Here is a 17552-nt window from a genome sequence, read left to right as displayed (position 1 = left end):
TATAGGATTAGGAATCCCCTTTATTATATCTGCTATTTTGATAGGGAAGCTAAAGGAAACCTTAGATTTTATAAAAAGAAATTATAAAATAATTAATAGGATTTCTGGAATAATTCTTGTAGTTATAGGAATTGCAATGATGACAGGATATTTAAATAAAATACTTTCAATTTTAAGTTTTTAGGAGGAAGTTATGAAAAATAAAAATATAATTATATGGATTATAGGTTTCATTATATTTTTTATATTGGTTTATTTAGGATATAATGAACTATCATCTCGATATAAGGAAAATGATAAAAATAACAATAAAGGAATAAGTGATAGTCTTATCACTGGTGAGGAAGGAAATACAGAGGATACAAAGGTCAAAGCTGTAGACTTTACAGTATATGATGAAGATGGAAAGGAAGTTAAACTATCAGATTACAAGGGTACACCAGTGGTACTAAATTATTGGGCTAGTTGGTGTGGACCTTGCCAGAGTGAAATGCCTCTATTTAAGGAAGCAAATAATAAATATGGAGACAATGTTAAAATATTAATGATAAATATGACAGATGGGCAAAGAGAAACTGTAGAAAGTGCTAAAAAGTTTATGGTGGATAATGGATATGATATGCTAACTTTATATGATAAGGATTTAGATTTTGCTAATAAATACAATGTTGCAAGTATACCAAGAACTGTTTTTATAGATAAGGATGGATTCATTACTATGGAAAGAATTGGGATAGTCAATGAAGAATTTTTAGATGATATGATAGAGAGAATTAAGAAATAGATAAAACTATTAATAATTAGTGAAAAAAGTGTATTAAGAGTAGCTAAAGAAAAATGATACAGGTATAATATATACTTAATAGCGTATACTTATTTAATTATATAAAAGTTTTTAGAGGTATATACTAAAGGAGAGAAGTTATGTTTGTAGCAAATAATGAAGAATATCACTGCCCAGTAGAAGCTTTAGCAAATATTTTAGGCAAGAAGTGGGTAGCTAATATAATTTGGTCACTAAGTAAGGATAGTAAAAGATTTGGAGAATTAAATCGTCGAATGAAGGGTTGTAGTAAGAAAATGCTATCTCAGCAGCTAGAAATTCTTATAAACAGCGAAATCATAGATAATGAAAAAGAGATAAACAACAATCAAGTAGAGTCAGTTTATTATCTTACACCTAAGGGGAAATCCTTACTCCCAACTATTGAGCAAATGGTTTTGTGGGGTGAAAAAAATTTGCCTTGCAAGTAAGATTATAATATAAATGAGGGAAATCAAAATTAATAAACAGAGTTCTTTGCTTCAGAGGGAGTATTAAATCCCAATGAAGCTTAGAAATTGTTATCCAGGGACGTAACTGCTCTTTACTCCCACTTTGAAGAAGAGGGGAGTATTAGAGCTGGTAGTCATCGGACAAAATAAAAAGGATATCTTAAAGCTTAAAATGTACCCTATATAGTAGACACTTTAAAAAAAGTCTATTATATAGGGTACATTTTAAAGTTAATAAGCTAAGATATCCTTTTATATTAAGCTTACAATTAAATTCAGGTTTTAAAGTATTAATAAAATAAGTTATAATGATTATTAGTAATGATAATTTAAACTATTTGAATATGAATGTATTTTAAAATATACCTATTTAAATAGGAAACTATATAACTATATAAATATATAACTATTTAAATAGTTGTTCTGTTCATGCAGGTTTCAAGGGTTTGTCATTTAAGTAGAGGATTAAAAACATGCTAAAATATGAAGATTTAATAGCTATATTGTTAGTTCTTTTCATTAGTATAACAAGTTAAAAAGCAAATACATAAGAGGATTAAAAAGGAGCTTAAGATGGAAAATTACATAACTAAAGATAATGAATTTTATAATTATGTGGAGAATGCAGATAACTTAAGTAAGTATAAATTAGACATAGATGAAGCAATAAAAACTATAATTTCTAAGGAAGATAGATTAGTTTTTGCCAGTGTAGTAAAGGTAGCTGATATTACTAATATTACTGTTTTTAAGTATCCTGAATTAAGAGGATATATTTTAGAAAAAATAAAGTTTGAAAAGGAAATTCAAGCTATAGATAAAAAAATAGATAGAGCAATAGCTAGATTAAATAAAGGAAATAGAAGAATTACTTTTATTTCATTAATGAATAGTTGTAAATTTAACTCTGATCATATATATAATAATCCATACATAAAGGAGAAAATTCGAGCAGCGGTTATCAAAAACACTAGAAACTTCTGCAAAAATAAGTAGATATTTTACAAAAAAATATATTAGGGTATAATAGTGATTAAGGAAAATTTTATCATTAAATAGTAATATGGAGGTGCAACATGGCAACAATGGAAAAAATAAAGACAAGAGAAGAAGTTCAAGAAAAATATAAATGGAAAGTAGATAAAATGTACGCCACTGATGAAAAGTGGGAAGAAGATTTTAGAAAATTAAAGGAAAAAGCTCCAAGTCTTTTAGAATTTAAGGGTCAGCTTAGTATAGGAGCTAAACTATTAGATTACTTACATCAATATGAAGAGATGGCAAGTTTATATGAGGATTTAGTAGTATATGCTCACTTAAGAAGTGATGAAAATAAATCTAACTCTAAATATCAAGTTATGATGGATAAAATATCTACTTTTGGAGCTGAATTTAGTGGAATAATTTCATTTTTCCTTCCAGAACTGTTAACTATGGAAGTGGAAGATATTAAGAAGCTTATAGAAAATACTTCTGGATTAAAACATTATGAAAGATATATTACAAATATATTTGAAGGTAAACCTCATATTTTAAGTGAATCAGAAGAGAATATATTAGCAAATGTTAGTGATTGTCTAAGTGCACCAAGTAATATATTCACTATGCTTACTAATGCTGATATAACCTTTCCCAAAATAAAGGATGAAGATGGTAACGAAGTAGAGCTTACAGCTTCAAATTATTCAGTATTTATCACAAGTAAAGACAGAAAAGTCAGAAAAGAAGCCTTTGAGGTACTATTTAAAACTTATAAGAATTATGAAAATACCGTGTCAACTTCATATACTGCTTCTGTTAAGAACTTTATTTTTGAAAGTAAAATTAGAAAATATAACTCTTGTCTTGAAGCATCTTTAAAGCCTAATAAAATTCCTGTGGAAGTATATAAAAATGTAGTAAACACAGTGAATAAAAGAATAGATTCGCTTCACAGATATGTAGAGCTAAAAAAGAAATTACTTAACTTAGATGAAATTCATATGTATGATTTATATGTGCCAATTATTGATGCACCAAAGTTTAATATAGCTTTTGAAGAAGGAGTAGCTCTTTGTGAAAAAGCTCTAGAGCCAATGGGGAAAGAGTATATTGATATCTTTAGTAAAGGTGTTAAAGAAGGTTGGATTGATGTTTATGAGAACAAGGGAAAAAGAGGAGGAGCTTACTCTAGTGGTAGCTATACCTCTATGCCATATATCTTATTAAACTATAAAAATCAAGTGAATGATGTGTCTACCTTAATTCATGAAATGGGTCATAGCATACACTCCTATTATTCAAGAAATAATCAACCATATACCTATGCTGATTATGAATTATTCTGTGCTGAAGTGGCATCTACTACTAATGAGTGTTTATTGATAGACTATTTAATAAAAAATGAAAAAGATAAAGCTAAAAGATTATATTTAATAAATCAACAACTTGAAGGAATTAGAACTACTGTATTTAGACAGACCATGTTTGCAGAGTTTGAAATGAGTGTCCATGAAAAAATGGAACAGGGTGAAGCTTTATCTAGTGATGATTTATGTAAGATTTATCATGACTTAAATGTTAACTACTTTGGAGATATTATGGTAGTAGATAGTGAAATTGACATTGAATGGGCAAGAATTCCTCATTTCTATAGAGATTTCTATGTATATCAATATGTAACAGGTTTTGCAGCAGCTAACTCTTTCTATGAAAAAATTCTTAAAGAAGGGGAAGAGGCAGTAGAAAAATATAAAGGCTTCTTAAAAGCTGGATGTAGTGACTATCCAATTGAAATACTAAAAAAAGCTGGGGTAGATATGACTACACCAAAGCCGTTAGAAGATACAATTAATAGATTTGATGAACTTTTGGCTATGCTTGAAAAAGAATTATAAGAAAAATTATACTTGGAATATTGGAAAATGAATTAAAAAATATTAAGATTTTTTAGTTGATAATAGTAAAGAAAGATGATTTAAAAGTAATTATGTACTTTGAAATCATCTTTCTTTTTTATTACAATATAAAAGTTGCTATTATGTGTTTAGTAAATTATCAACTATATTAAAGTTCATTAATGTATTTTTTCATATTAACTGACAAGTGATAATAATATATGCTGTTTACTAATATTCTTTGATTATTTACGAAATCTTTTTCTTTACTGCAGTCTTTTCTAAAGATAATAACAATCTATTCATTAGATAGATATATAATTTATGGATATATATGAAAAAACTATTGACTCTATACTAAGGATAGACTTTATTATGTATAAGGTAGTATAAAAAACAAAGGAGAATAAAGTATGGAAAAAGAGAATAGATTGAAAGAATTTTTTAAATATGCAGTGCCTTCTGCCCTTGCCATGTTCATATCGTCTTTATATACAGTAGTGGATGGAATATTTGTTGGGCAAGGTGTCGGTGATTTAGCATTGGCATCAGTAAATATTGTACTTCCCTTTACAGTGATGTTATTTGGACTTGCTTCAATGTTTGCCATAGNNTAAAAACATAGGTGCAAAAAATATAGATAGAGCAGTAATTATTTTTAGACAAGTATTTAAGTTTCTTTTAATAGCCAGTGGTATTATAAGTATTACATGTATTATATTCACAGAACAAATAGTAACTATTTTAGGAGCAACAACTAGTTTAAAAGGATTAGCAGTGGAATATTTAAGATTTTATGCAATCTTTTGTATCCCTAACTTGATAGGAATAGTACTAAGTAGTTTTGTAAGAAATGATGGAAGGCCAAAGCTTGCCATGATATCAACAATTGCAGGAGCAGTAACTAATATCATCTTAGATTATATATTTATATTTAAATTTGGATTAGGCATAAAGGGAGCTGCAATAGCTACAGGCCTTGGTCAAATTATTACAGTATCTGTGTTATTGCCACATTTTATTATGAAGAAAGGTTATTTAACCTTTGGTAATGTAAAAATAAATAAAAGAGATTTAAAAGAATTTTGTTTAATAGGATTTCCGTCTTTTTTTGCTCAAGGAAGTTATTCAATAATGGTATTAATACATAATATTGTTTTAGTTATGTTTATTGGAGAAAAAGGAATTTCAGCCTATAGTATAATTAACTATATAACAACAAATATATATATGGTTCTTTATGGCTTGACTTTAGGAGTACAGCCTCTTATTAGCTATAATTTTGGTAAAAAAGATGGAGAACAAATGCTAGGATTTTTCAAGATAACATGTATATCTTCAACAATAATTAGTGGTTTCTCTGTTATAATATGTTTTATATTTGGTCCAGCACTTATAGGTATATTTACAGCAGATCCTGTAATTGCAAATCTTGCATATATAGCACTTAGAATAGCAAGTGTAAGTTATTTTGCCGTTGGAATAAATTTAAATACATTAGTTTATTTCCAAGCCTTAGAGATGCCCAAATACTCAAATTTAAGTTGTCTTTTAAGGTCTGTTATATACTTGCCAATTTCACTAATGATACTTTATAAAGTCTTTGGAGCAAATGGAATTTGGGCAGGTACAATATTATCAGAAAGCCTTACATTTATAACTATAAGTATAGTGGCTAATATAAGAGTATCTACTAAAGAAGTATTAAGTGCATAGAATTTAGAACAGTAGAGGGCTGTCCAAAATTTAAGGATTTTGGACAGCCTATTTTTGAAATTTAGGATATAATAATAATGGGGTGAGAGTATATGGATACAAGATTTTCAATTGGTGAAGTATCTAAATTACATAATATTTCTATACAAACATTAAGGCATTATGACAAAATTGGATTGTTAAAGCCGGCCTATGTAAATGAAAAGAGTAAGTATAGATACTACTCAGTAAAACACTTTATAATTTTAGATTTGATAAAACAATGTAAAGCTATGGGGCTATCTCTAGATGAAATAAAAATATTGGTAAATAATTACACGTCCATTAACTCTATTTTAGATATAATAACAAAGCAAAAAGAAATAGTAGAAGAAAAGATAAAAGAGTTAGATAGCATAAAAAATAATATATGTTTCTTAGAGGATAGAATTCAAACAGTATTAAAAGAGGGAATAAATGAGCCTTTTATAAAATATTGTACTGAGAGAAAATTTATAAAATATAGTAATACCCATAGATATACAGAAGAATTTGAAATAAATCTATCTAAAGCCTTAGGATATATAGAAAAAAAATATGGAAGCACTAATAAAGAGTTAGTTTTTCCAACATCTTATGAAGATTTTAAAAGTAAAGAAAAGTTAACATACAATAATTTAATGATAAGTATAAATGAAAATATGGACATAGATGAAAAAAAAGTAATTATACTAAAATCAGGAAATTATATTACAATAAACTTTGATGACGATTATAAAGATACAAGCAAATATTACAGAAAGTTAGTTGAGTATATTGAAAAAAATAATATAATAGTTAATGGGGATTTTTATGAGATATATATAATGACAAGATGCGGGATAGACAAAGAGGAAAAAGCTTTAGGACAAATTCAAATTTTAATAGATGAAAATAAGTAATTTAAAATGACAATATAGGAGAGATAGCATGAAGAACATTTATTTAATTAGACATTGTAAGGCATATGGACAGCCAGCTGAGGCAGAGTTAACAGAGATTGGTATAGATCAAGCATTAGAATTAAAGGACTATTTATTAAAGTATAATATTAATTATATAGTATCTAGTCCCTATGTAAGAGCTATAAAGACAATAACACCCTTCGCAAAGCATTTAGGGTTAGAAATAAATATTGATGAAAGAGTAAGAGAAAAGTTATTGCTACCTTATGTAGTAGATGATTACACACCTTATTTATTAGTAGCCTATGAAGATATGGATATAACCTTTCATGGAGGAGAATCTTCAAATGAAGCTACTAAAAGGGCCATTGAAGCTTTAACTGATATTTTAAAGTTGGAAGAGGAAAATGTAGCAATAGTAACACATGGAGAGTTATTTTCTTTAATAATGAGGTATTTTGATAAGGTTTCAGGTTTTGATTTTTGGAAAAATTTAAGTAATCCAGATGTATATTTATTGAGATTTGAAACTAATGATATAAAAAGTATAATAGATATTAAGAGAGTATGGAAAGCTTAGAATAATATATACCACCAAGAGGAGAATAGTATAAGTTATAAAGTATTAGCGTTTAGAATTTTATCAAATATCTTAGAATATACTATTAAGTTTTATAAAGTGAATATCGATATAAATATAGTAGTACAAAAGGAATAGATAAAATTGCAAAGGAGATAAGAATGCAAAAGAAAATATTAAATGAAATTAAGCAAATCACTCAATTGAATGATTTAGAAAAAGAGGGTTTACTAACAGGAACATATAGAGGATACAACTTGTCAATAGGAACCTTAAGCAAATCACAAAACATATCTTATATGCATATTCCATTAAAAATACCTCAAGAGTTTAGTGTAGAAAAAGTAAGCATGTTTTTAAATGAATTAAGAGGTAAATATAAAGGGATATCAGTAGCAAGCTATGAAGGTTTTAGTATAAAAATAAACTATGCTCCTAGGCTTAAAAAGCAAAATAAAACAGAAATTATTATGAATATAATTAATGAAATATTAAATTTTGCAAATACAAATAGTTTTGTTTCATGTTGCGAAATATGTGGAGAATCTAATGTAATGGCACCACTAATAGTAAATGGTGTTATTAAATCATGTTGTGTTAACTGCAGATTAGATGTTAAGAATTCTATTGCAATGAATCAGCAAGCACAACGTGAGAAAAAAAGTAATATAATTGGTGGTATAGTAGGTTCGTTAATTGGAGCGCTTATTGGAGCTGTAGTTTGGATTATTATATATCAATTAGGCTATATAGCAGCTGTAGGTGGATTAGCAATAGCAGTATGTAGCATAAAAGGATATGAGTTATTTGGTGGGAAATTAAATTTAACAGGAATAATAATTACTTCAATTATAACTATTGCATCTGTATATCTAGCTCAACATATATCTCTAGGAATTGATATATATAATGCCTATAAAGAACTTGACATTACTATTTTTGACGCAATAAGATCAGTACCAGAATTTTTAACAGAAGAATCTATTGTAAGACCATTTTTAACAGATTTGGTCGTTGGATATATATTAACATTGATAGGGTCAGTGTCATACATAATTAGAGTTTATAAGCAAAGTAATTATAAAATAGATGTACAAGAGATTAATATTTAATTAAAGAATAATAAGTAATAAATTTTTAAATGGGAAACAAATAAAATTGAAAGATTTTATTTGTTTTTTATTTAAATAAACTTTGTTAAAATAAACCAAATTAGATATAATCATAAATGAGGTGGTTAACTTATGAAAGAAAAGATTTTTATTATTGAAGATGAAGAAAAGATTAGAAGAGAGCTAAGTACTTTTTTAAATAGATATGGTTATGACATTATAACCTCTGATAATTTTGAGAACATAGTAGAGGAGGCTTTAGAGGCAGAACCTAATTTAGTATTGTTAGATATTAATTTACCTTATTATGATGGCTACTATATCTGTAGAGAAATAAGAAAAACTTCTAGTGTGCCTATTATTGTTGTAACTAGTAGAGATAGTGATATGGATGAATTAATGAGTATGAATCTAGGGGCTGATGATTTTATTACTAAACCATATAATACTGAAATATTATTAGCTAGGATTGCATCAATTATTAGAAGAACGTATAGAAGTAATGATATGGAGATTTTTCCTTGTAGAGGACTTAAATATAATCTTTCTACTAGTGAAATAGAGTTTGATGATAAAAAACAAGAATTAACTAAAAATGAAAGTAAAATTCTATATACATTAATTAAAAGTAAGGAAAAAATAGTATCTAGAGATGAACTTATGAAATGTCTATGGCAATCTGATGAGTTTGTAGATGATAATACTTTAACTGTAAACATAAATAGGCTAAGAAAAAAATTAGATGAAATAGGAGCTGTTGGCTATTTACAAACTAAAAGAGGCCAAGGTTATATTTTAGGTTAAAACATTAAAATAAATTAAACCTAAAGGAAGGAAATTTTAATGAATATTAAAGAATATATAAAAGAAAAAATAGTTTTTTTGATTATAAATGCAATAATTTTCCTATTTACAGGAATATTGTTAAAAGCATTAAAGGTAGATATCTATGCCATTTTTTTTGTGGAGATTCTAAATTTTATAGGCTCATCCCTGTTTTATATATTTGATTATTTTACAAAAAGAAAATTTTATAATAACCTTTTACATGGATTAAATAATCTAGATAAGAAATATCTTATTTCTGAGGTTGTAGAGGAGCCTAACTTCTTAGAGGGAAGAATTTTATACGAAGTAATTCAAGAGACAGATAAGGCTATGAATGATGAAATATCTACTTTAACCATTAAAAATAGTGAATATAAGGATTATATAGAGCTATGGGTTCATGAAATTAAAACACCTATTGCTTCTAGTAGATTAACCATAGAAAATAACCCATCTCTAATTACAAATAGTATAGAGGAAGATTTAGATAAGGTAGAAAATTATATAGAACAAGCTCTTTTTTATACTAGAAGTAATAATATAGAGAAGGATTATATGATTAGAGAGATAAGTCTTAAAAACTGTATTAATGCAACAATAAAAAAAAATGCTAGAGTCCTTATTGAAAAAGGAATTAAAATTGAAATTGGTAATGTAGATAAAATCGTTTATGCAGATAGTAAATGGGTAGAATTTATATTAAATCAGATTATATCAAATTCTATTAAAANNAAAACTCATTAGGTGAAGAGCATAAAAACCAAGATACTATTAAAATATATTGCATAGAAAAGGAAGAGGACATTATTTTAAGCATAGAAGATAATGGTATAGGTATTGGCGAAAGCTCTATTGGTAAAGTATTTGAAAAAGGGTATACTGGAGAAAATGGAAGAATCTTTGGAAAATCTACAGGAATAGGCTTATATCTTTGTAAAAATCTCTGCGAGAAATTAGGGCTTGGTATAAAGATAAGGTCTAAAACTTATAAAGGTACTACAGTATCTATCTTATTTCCTATAAATAAAATGTTCATATTAAAAGATTAACCTAACAAAAACGTAAGATTTCTGTTAGGTTTTTCTATGGATGGATATTTTCTATACATGTAATATATAGGTATAGAGAACAGGAGGAAAGAAGATGAAAAAAGAAGTATTAAAAGTGAGTAATATAGAAAAGTACTATGGAAGTAATGGTAATATAACTAAGGCCATAAATAATATTAGTTTCTCTGTTGAAGAGGGAGAATTCATAGGAATAATGGGTGCTTCCGGTAGTGGAAAAACAACTTTATTAAACTGTATATCCACCATAGATAAGGTAACTAGTGGTCATATTCATATTGAAGGAAAGGATGTAACTTCAATAAATTCTAAGGGATTAGCTAGATTTAGACGAGAAAATTTAGGTTTTATATTTCAAGACTTTAATCTTTTAGATACCTTAACTGCCTATGAAAATATTGCATTAGCATTAACTATTGGAAAGGTAAATCACAAAGAGATTAATAGAAGAGTTGAAGAGGTTGCTAAGAGTTTAAATATAGAGGAAGTCTTAAATAAATATCCCTATGAAATGTCAGGTGGTCAAAAACAAAGAGTAGCATCAGCTAGAGCTATAATTACAAATCCATCGTTAGTTCTTGCAGATGAGCCTACAGGTGCTTTAGATTCTAAATCTGCAAAGATGTTACTAGAAAGCTTAGAGGAGCTTAATACTAATTTAGGAGCTACTATTATGATGGTAACTCATGACGCCTTTACAGCTAGCTATGCTAGTAGAATTCTATTTATAAAGGATGGTAAGATATTTAATGAGTTAATTAGAGGAAAGGATTCAAGGAAGGAATTCTTTAATAAGATAATTGAAGTGGTAACTCTACTTGGAGGTGACCAAAGAGATGTATTTTAAATTAGCTGCTAGGAATTTAAAAAGAAGTTTTAAGGATTATACTATATATTTCTTAACTCTAGTATTTGGGGTATGTATATTTTACACCTTTAACTCCATTGAAGCTCAAAGTATTTTAATGGAAGTTAGTGAAATGCATAAAAATATGTTTCACTTAATAAGTAAAATTATGGGAGTAGCATCAATATTTATTTCTTTTATACTAGGTTTTTTGATAGTCTATGCCAATAATTACTTAATTAAAAGAAGAAAAAAGGAATTTGGAGTTTATATGACCTTAGGTATGGAAAACTCTAGATTATCCTCTTTATTATTTATAGAGACTATGATGATAGGAGTAATTTCTTTAGCACTAGGTCTTATGTTAGGAATATTTTTATCACAAGGACTATCTGTAGTTACAGCAAAACTTTTTAAAGTGGATTTAACAGGGTTTAGGTTTATATTTTCTATGGATGCCTTTATAAAAACTATTCTTTGCTTCGGTGTTATATACCTTATAATTCTTATTTTTAACTCCATTATTGTAAGAAAAGTAAAACTAATAAATCTATTAACTTCTGCTAAGTTTAATGAAAAAATGAAAATAAAAAACATATGGACTTCTGTAGTTGTATTTATAATTAGTGTAATAACCATAGGAAGTGGATATTACATAGTGCTTAAAAATGGAATAGCTAGTTTTGATAAAAATATATTAATAGCCATTGCACTTGGAGCTGTAGGAACATTTCTATTTTTCTTTTCCCTTGCAGGATTCTTACTCAAGGTAGTTCAAAGTAGTAAGAAGTTTTATTTAAGAAATTTAAATATGTTTGTGTTAAGGCAAATAAATAGTAAAATTAACACTACCTTTATATCTATGACCTTTATATGTTTAATGCTATTTGTAGCAATATGTACTCTTTCAGGAGGACTTGGAATTAGTACAGCTATGAATACTGAAATTGACGATTTAACTCAATTCGATATGAGTTTTTGGGACAATAAAGGAGCAGATGTGGAGACCGTGTTAAAAAAGTATAATGTAGATATATCAAAATATGAAGATAACTATGTAAACTATAAGGAATATGATAATGATTTTACTTTTGCAGATTTTCTAGATGAAAAGGGATTAGAAAATGGAAGTAGTTATTACCCAGTATTTACAAATGTAAATATTCCTGTAATGAAAGTGTCTGATTTTAATAAGATAATGAAGATGTTAAATAGAGAAGAAGTAAAACTTAATCAGGGTGAATATGCAGTTTTTGGAGATATAAGCGATATGACAGAAAGTTTACAGGAGTCTTTAGATAATAACACTGAAATTATTGTAGCTGGTAAAAAACTTATACCTTATAAGGGGAAAGCATTAGAAGTAGTAATTTACAATGGCATGATGAAGCACAATATTTGTGTATTTTTAGTAGAGGATTCTATAGTAGAGGGCTTAGCTCCCACTATGGGATATTTAAATTTAAACTATAGTGGAGATGGTAGTAAAATAAGAGAAGCTTTAGATGTTAATATTAGAGAATATAATGGTAATGATGATTTAAATACTAGATATATTACTAAGGAAGAAATTAAGGAGCAGTCTACAGGACTAGGAGCTTTAGCATCATACCTTGCCATATACATGGGAATCATATTCCTAATTACTTCAGCAGCGGTATTAGCCCTTCAACAGTTATCAGAATCTGCAGATAACACAGAAAGATATACTCTTCTAAGAAAGGTTGGAGTAGATGAATCTATGATAAATCACTCTATATTAACCCAAGTAGCAATTTACTTTATGATGCCCTTATCCTTAGCTATAGTTCACTCTATAGTAGGATTAAAATTAGCTTCAGATATAGTAGCTATATTTGGAGGTGCAAGCATGGTGGATCATATAGTAGTTGCATCAGTGATATTAGTAATAGTTTATGGTGGGTACTTCTTAGCCACCTATTCTGGTAGTAAAAAAATGATTAAAGGAAATTAGTAAAGAGTTTAAATTTTATAGTATATAGTATAGTAAACTACTTCAAAACAAATAGAATTTGAAGTAGTTTATTTTAATTTATAGATATTTATAACAGAATATGTTACCATATAAACTATAAATTTCAATTATATGTAATAGAAAATCTTTTTTAAAATAAATAATTTGAGGAGCTTGTTGAGTAGAAAGAACAGGGAATATTATCTTTATTTTATTAAGGGAGGGGAAAATTGTGAATGAATCATATTGGAATGGGAGATTGGATTTTTTAAAAGCTATACGTACTGGATGGTGTAATAATGATTATATAGAATTCTTAGTAGAGAAGGTTTGGAAAGTTAGTAAGCCTGTAAATATCATTGATTTTGGTTGTGGCTTTGGATATGTTGGATTACTATTATTGCCCATATTACCTAAAGGAAGTACATATACAGGTATTGATATTAGTGATACTCTCTTAGATGATGCAAAAGACATTTTTACAAATTCAGGATATATAACAAAATTTATAAAGGCAGACTTGAATGAGTACATACCAACTGAAGATTATGATATAGCTATATCGCAAGCAGTATTAAGACATATTCCAAATACAAAGAATATTCTTGATAAAATGGTACAATCAGTTGTAAGTGGTGGTTTAGTTGTTTGTATGGAGGCAGATCTAGAAATAGAAAAGACAGGTCAATATTTTAGTGGATTAGATTACACTGAACTTGGAATTATACATTTATATCGAAAAATGTATAAGAAGGAATTAGAAAATGGAGGTAGAGATTATAGAGTTGGTGTTAAAATTCCTGAAATTATGCAAGAGTTAGGATTACATAATGTTGATGTGCGAATGAATGATAGAGTTAAATTTATTAATCCCTATGGTAATAAAGAAGAACATGATAAACAATTTGATGCAATTACTACTGCTTGGAATTGGAATAAACAGCTATCAGAGAATGAGAAGGTAGGCTATATAAACGCTCTTATAGATAGAGGTTTAAGTGAGCAGGAAGCTAAAATATTCGTAGATGGTGAGTCAAAAATAGGTCAGTATGTTATGAGTAATAAAGGTAGTGCATATATTATTCAAACGCCATGTACCCTTATATCTTATGGTACAAAATAGTGAAATAAATTCTCTAAAAATCTAAAGTAGCTAGATTTGCATTTATGCAAGCCTAGCTACTTTTATATTGAGAAATTAAAAAATTTTAGCTACTAATACTATTATATAAGAAGCTGGTATAAGCAGTGGAAGAGCAGCGAAGGTTCCAATAGTCTTACTTCCTATCATGGCAATAACGCAGCTACGAAAATCTTCTTCAGGACACTTACCGTCTATTACATCATCAGTCATAATGGATAGTTGTGGATCTATAAAAATAGACATTAGGATTGTAGCAAATCCATTTATTACTGAGGATAGGGTTATACAAGTTGCCCTTAAATCAGGAACTATGGTACCAGCATAAATTGGTGCTAAGGCTCCTACAGTTAATATTGCAACTGCAATTATATTATAAATTATTATTTTTAAAGGTAGCTTTTTAAAATTAATTTTAGTTACACTTTCTTTCACTGGAATTGAAATACAGTCCCTCATATAATGGACACCTGCCTTTGAAAAACTGTGCATAATTAGCTTCGGTATAGATTTATCAATAGAAAACCGGATGACACCTTTATAAAATAATCTTTGAAAAGTAGGAATTAGAAAGGCGCCTACTAGGGTAGCTATACCAGAAACTATTATAATTAACTTAAAAAGGTTTAATACATCACTTCCACCTGTACTATTCTCAACAAACTTTGTTAGTAGAGGAGCTTGAAAAGTTAAGGCTGTTCTTGATACTAAAGATAATATATTAAATACAGCAAAGGTTATTGCTATTTTACCTGTTCTAACACCTACAAGTCTTACAGAGTAAGCTAATGTTCCTATTATGGCAATTATAAAATTCAAAACTAAAACAATCATAATTTGAGTACTCAAAGTTATTCCTCCATTCCATTTTCAAATATATCTATATTTTTACAACAATTAGAAATGTATTAATAGTATATAACATATTCAGAAATAAAACTAGGTTATTCAATTATTATAAGAAGCACTAGAGAGAGGAAAATTCTTATAAATATTTTCTAATATAACTTCACATATTATTGACAAGCTTCAAGATGGTGCTATACTAGGTGTATATACAGATGTATAGTTACATGACGGAGGTGTGTAAAATTTGGGTTTAAAAGAAGACATATTAAAATTAAAAAAAGAGAAGAATGCTTTAGTTTTAGCTCATCTTTATGAAAAAGCAGAAATACAGGAAGTTGCAGACATAGTAGGAGACTCATATTTTTTAAGCAAGAAAGCTATGGAAAGTTCTAAAGATATAATAGTATTTTGTGGAGTAAAATTTATGGCTGAAAGTGCCAAAATATTATCACCTAATAAAAAAATATTAATTCCAGTAAATGATACTACATGTCCAATGGCAGATATGGCTACAGTAGATAAATTAAAAGCTATGAAATTAAGAAATCCTAAAGCAAAGGTAGTAACATATATAAATTCAAATGGAGATATTAAAGCATTATCTGACGTTTGTGTTACATCATCCTCTGCTAAGGCAATTTTAAATAACATAGAAGAAGAAGAAATAATATTCCTTCCAGATAGAAATCTAGGTAGTTATTTGCAAGAAAATATACAGAGCAAGAAATTTATACTTTATGATGGGTTTTGTCCAGTTCACGAGAGAGTTGAAGAGGAAGAGGTTTTAACTTTAAAGAATAGATATCCAAATTTTAAGGTACTAGTTCATCCAGAGTGCTCTAAAAAAGTAAGGGATTTGGGGGATTTCATAGGAAGTACTTCTGAACTTATAGATTATAGTGTTGAAGATGGAACTAATGGATTTATAGTAGTAACAGAGGAAGGCGTTCTTTATCAGATGAAAGAAAAAAGTCCCAATAAAACCTTTATCCCTATTGAAAGCGGAATGATTTGTCCCAATATGAAAAAAATATCAATGAAAGATTTATATAATTGCTTAATTAATGAGGAGTTTGAAGTGCATATTGAAGAGGAGCTAAGATTGGAAGCCCATAAATCTTTAGAAAATATGCATATTCTATCTAATAAGTAAAATGAATATAAAATATGATGTATTAATTATAGGGACAGGTATTGCAGGCCTTTATACTGCTTGTAATTTGAAGGATAATCTTAGAGTTTTAATAATAACTAAAAATAAGTTAAGAGATTGTAACAGTTATTTAGCTCAAGGTGGTATTTCAACCCTAAGGGATATTGGAGACAAGGAAGCTTTTATAGAGGATACTTTAAAAGCTGGCAATTATAAAAATAAATTAGAGGCTGTTACCCAGATAGTTGAAAATTCTACTGATAATATTAATAGATTATTGAGTTTAGGAGTAGATTTTGATAAGGATATTGATGAATTAAACTATACTAGAGAAGGTGGTCATAGTAAGTTTAGAATAGTGCATTCTAAAGATGAAACAGGTAAGGAAGTAATTGAAAAACTAATAAATAATGTTTCTAATAAAGAAAATATAACTATATTGGAAGACACTACATTACTAGATATAATTCAATATAAAAATAGATGTATAGGTGGAATTATAGAACACTCAAATGAGATTATAACTATAAATGCTAAGGCTACAGTATTAGCTACTGGTGGCATTGGGGGAATTTTTAATTCTACAACAAATATAGAAACTATCACAGGTGATGGACTTAGCATTGCATTAAAGCATAATATTCTTATGAAGGATATATCCTATCTTCAACTTCATCCCACTGCATTATATGAAGAAGAAGTAAGGGGGCGAAAGTTATTACTATCAGAATCTCTTAGAGGAGAAGGGGGAGTAATAAGAAATGCATTGGGAGAGAAATTTGTAAATCCTTTACTACCTAGAGATATAGTTTCAAGAGAGATTTTAAAGGAAATATGCAAGACTCCACAAACACCCTATGTTTTTTTAGATATGACTAATAAATCTAAGGAGTTTTTAATAAATAGATTCCCATATATTTATGAGCAATGTTTAAAACGTGGTTATAGGATGGAGAAGGATTTATTACCAATTGCTCCAGCTCATCATTATTGCATGGGAGGAATTCAGGTTGATTTGAATTCAAAAACATCTATGAAAGATTTATATGCTATAGGAGAAGTTAGTTGTACTGGGGTACATGGTAGCAATAGACTAGCTAGTAATTCTTTATTAGAGGGCTTAGTTTTCAGTAGAAAGGCAGCACAGCATATTAATTTACTTGTAGATGAAGGTGATGATAAACTAAGTGGAGAATTAGTTGAAAGAATT

Annotated in this window: 17 protein-coding genes; 16 read left to right on the top strand and 1 reads right to left on the bottom strand. The window is 28.1% G+C overall.

Annotated elements, in window-relative coordinates; genetic code table 11:
- The 14 genes from B2671_RS04915 to B2671_RS04850 form a co-directional block, all read left to right on the top strand.
- The coding region (locus tag B2671_RS04915) for a cytochrome c biogenesis protein CcdA (protein WP_346869415.1) at positions 1–184 on the top strand (184 nt) is incomplete at its 5' end.
- A 9-nt stretch (positions 185–193) separates the two neighbouring features.
- On the top strand, positions 194–784 hold the full coding sequence (locus B2671_RS04910; RefSeq protein ID WP_346869414.1) for a TlpA disulfide reductase family protein: 591 nt from the start codon (positions 194–196) through the stop codon (positions 782–784).
- Between the two features lie 140 nt (positions 785–924).
- Positions 925–1254, top strand: coding sequence for a winged helix-turn-helix transcriptional regulator (locus B2671_RS04905; protein WP_035133205.1), 330 nt, complete (start codon positions 925–927; stop codon positions 1252–1254).
- A gap of 594 nt (positions 1255–1848) precedes the next feature.
- Positions 1849–2271 carry a hypothetical protein gene (locus B2671_RS04900; protein ID WP_346869413.1) on the top strand — a complete coding sequence of 141 codons (423 nt, stop codon included), beginning with the start codon at positions 1849–1851 and terminating at the stop codon, positions 2269–2271.
- A gap of 80 nt (positions 2272–2351) precedes the next feature.
- Complete coding sequence (pepF, locus tag B2671_RS04895) at positions 2352–4151, top strand: oligoendopeptidase F (RefSeq protein ID WP_346869412.1); 1800 nt, start codon at positions 2352–2354, stop codon at positions 4149–4151.
- A gap of 621 nt (positions 4152–4772) precedes the next feature.
- Positions 4773–5867 (top strand): MATE family efflux transporter, encoded by a 1095-nt coding sequence (locus B2671_RS04890; protein WP_346869428.1) that lies wholly within the window; start codon positions 4773–4775, stop codon positions 5865–5867.
- A 92-nt stretch (positions 5868–5959) separates the two neighbouring features.
- The gene (locus tag B2671_RS04885) at positions 5960–6787 is read left to right on the top strand and encodes a MerR family transcriptional regulator (RefSeq protein ID WP_346869411.1); all 828 of its coding nucleotides are present in this window, start codon (positions 5960–5962) and stop codon (positions 6785–6787) included.
- A 28-nt stretch (positions 6788–6815) separates the two neighbouring features.
- Positions 6816–7370, top strand: a complete 555-nt coding sequence (locus tag B2671_RS04880) for a histidine phosphatase family protein (protein ID WP_346869410.1) — start codon at positions 6816–6818, stop codon at positions 7368–7370.
- A 161-nt stretch (positions 7371–7531) separates the two neighbouring features.
- Positions 7532–8482, top strand: coding sequence for a hypothetical protein (locus B2671_RS04875; RefSeq protein ID WP_346869409.1), 951 nt, complete (start codon positions 7532–7534; stop codon positions 8480–8482).
- A gap of 132 nt (positions 8483–8614) precedes the next feature.
- Entirely contained in the window at positions 8615–9286 is a 672-nt protein-coding gene (locus B2671_RS04870; protein ID WP_346869408.1) for a response regulator transcription factor, read from the top strand.
- Between the two features lie 794 nt (positions 9287–10080).
- Positions 10081–10359, top strand: a complete 279-nt coding sequence (locus B2671_RS04865; protein WP_346869427.1) for an ATP-binding protein — start codon at positions 10081–10083, stop codon at positions 10357–10359.
- A gap of 94 nt (positions 10360–10453) precedes the next feature.
- Complete coding sequence (locus B2671_RS04860; RefSeq protein WP_346869407.1) at positions 10454–11224, top strand: ABC transporter ATP-binding protein; 771 nt, start codon at positions 10454–10456, stop codon at positions 11222–11224.
- A complete protein-coding gene (locus B2671_RS04855; protein WP_346869406.1) occupies positions 11214–13199 on the top strand; it encodes an ABC transporter permease in 1986 nt (661 codons plus the stop codon). Before B2671_RS04860 ends, B2671_RS04855 begins: the two co-directional genes overlap by 11 nt.
- 232 nt (positions 13200–13431) lie before the next feature.
- Positions 13432–14322 carry a class I SAM-dependent methyltransferase gene (locus B2671_RS04850; protein WP_346869405.1) on the top strand — a complete coding sequence of 297 codons (891 nt, stop codon included), beginning with the start codon at positions 13432–13434 and terminating at the stop codon, positions 14320–14322.
- Between the two features lie 75 nt (positions 14323–14397).
- On the opposite strand, the gene B2671_RS04845 is transcribed toward B2671_RS04850, so the two are convergent.
- Positions 14398–15189, bottom strand: a complete 792-nt coding sequence (locus B2671_RS04845) for a lipid II flippase Amj family protein (RefSeq protein WP_346869404.1) — start codon at positions 15187–15189, stop codon at positions 14398–14400.
- A 244-nt stretch (positions 15190–15433) separates the two neighbouring features.
- Between B2671_RS04845 and nadA the strand changes: the two genes are divergently transcribed.
- Together nadA and B2671_RS04835 are read left to right on the top strand one after the other, a co-directional pair.
- Positions 15434–16342 (top strand): quinolinate synthase NadA, encoded by a 909-nt coding sequence (gene nadA, locus B2671_RS04840; RefSeq protein WP_346869403.1) that lies wholly within the window; start codon positions 15434–15436, stop codon positions 16340–16342.
- A 1-nt stretch (position 16343) separates the two neighbouring features.
- Positions 16344–17552 (top strand): L-aspartate oxidase (locus B2671_RS04835; protein WP_346869402.1); only part of this gene is annotated, 1209 nt, incomplete at its 3' end.

It is taken from the genome of Clostridium sp. UBA5119 (genome assembly GCF_002414285.1).
GTDB classification, from domain to species: domain Bacteria; phylum Bacillota; class Clostridia; order Clostridiales; family Clostridiaceae; genus Clostridium_J; species Clostridium_J sulfidigenes.
Note: the sequence above shows the minus strand (reverse complement) of the source record. Positions and strands in the feature narration are given on the sequence as shown.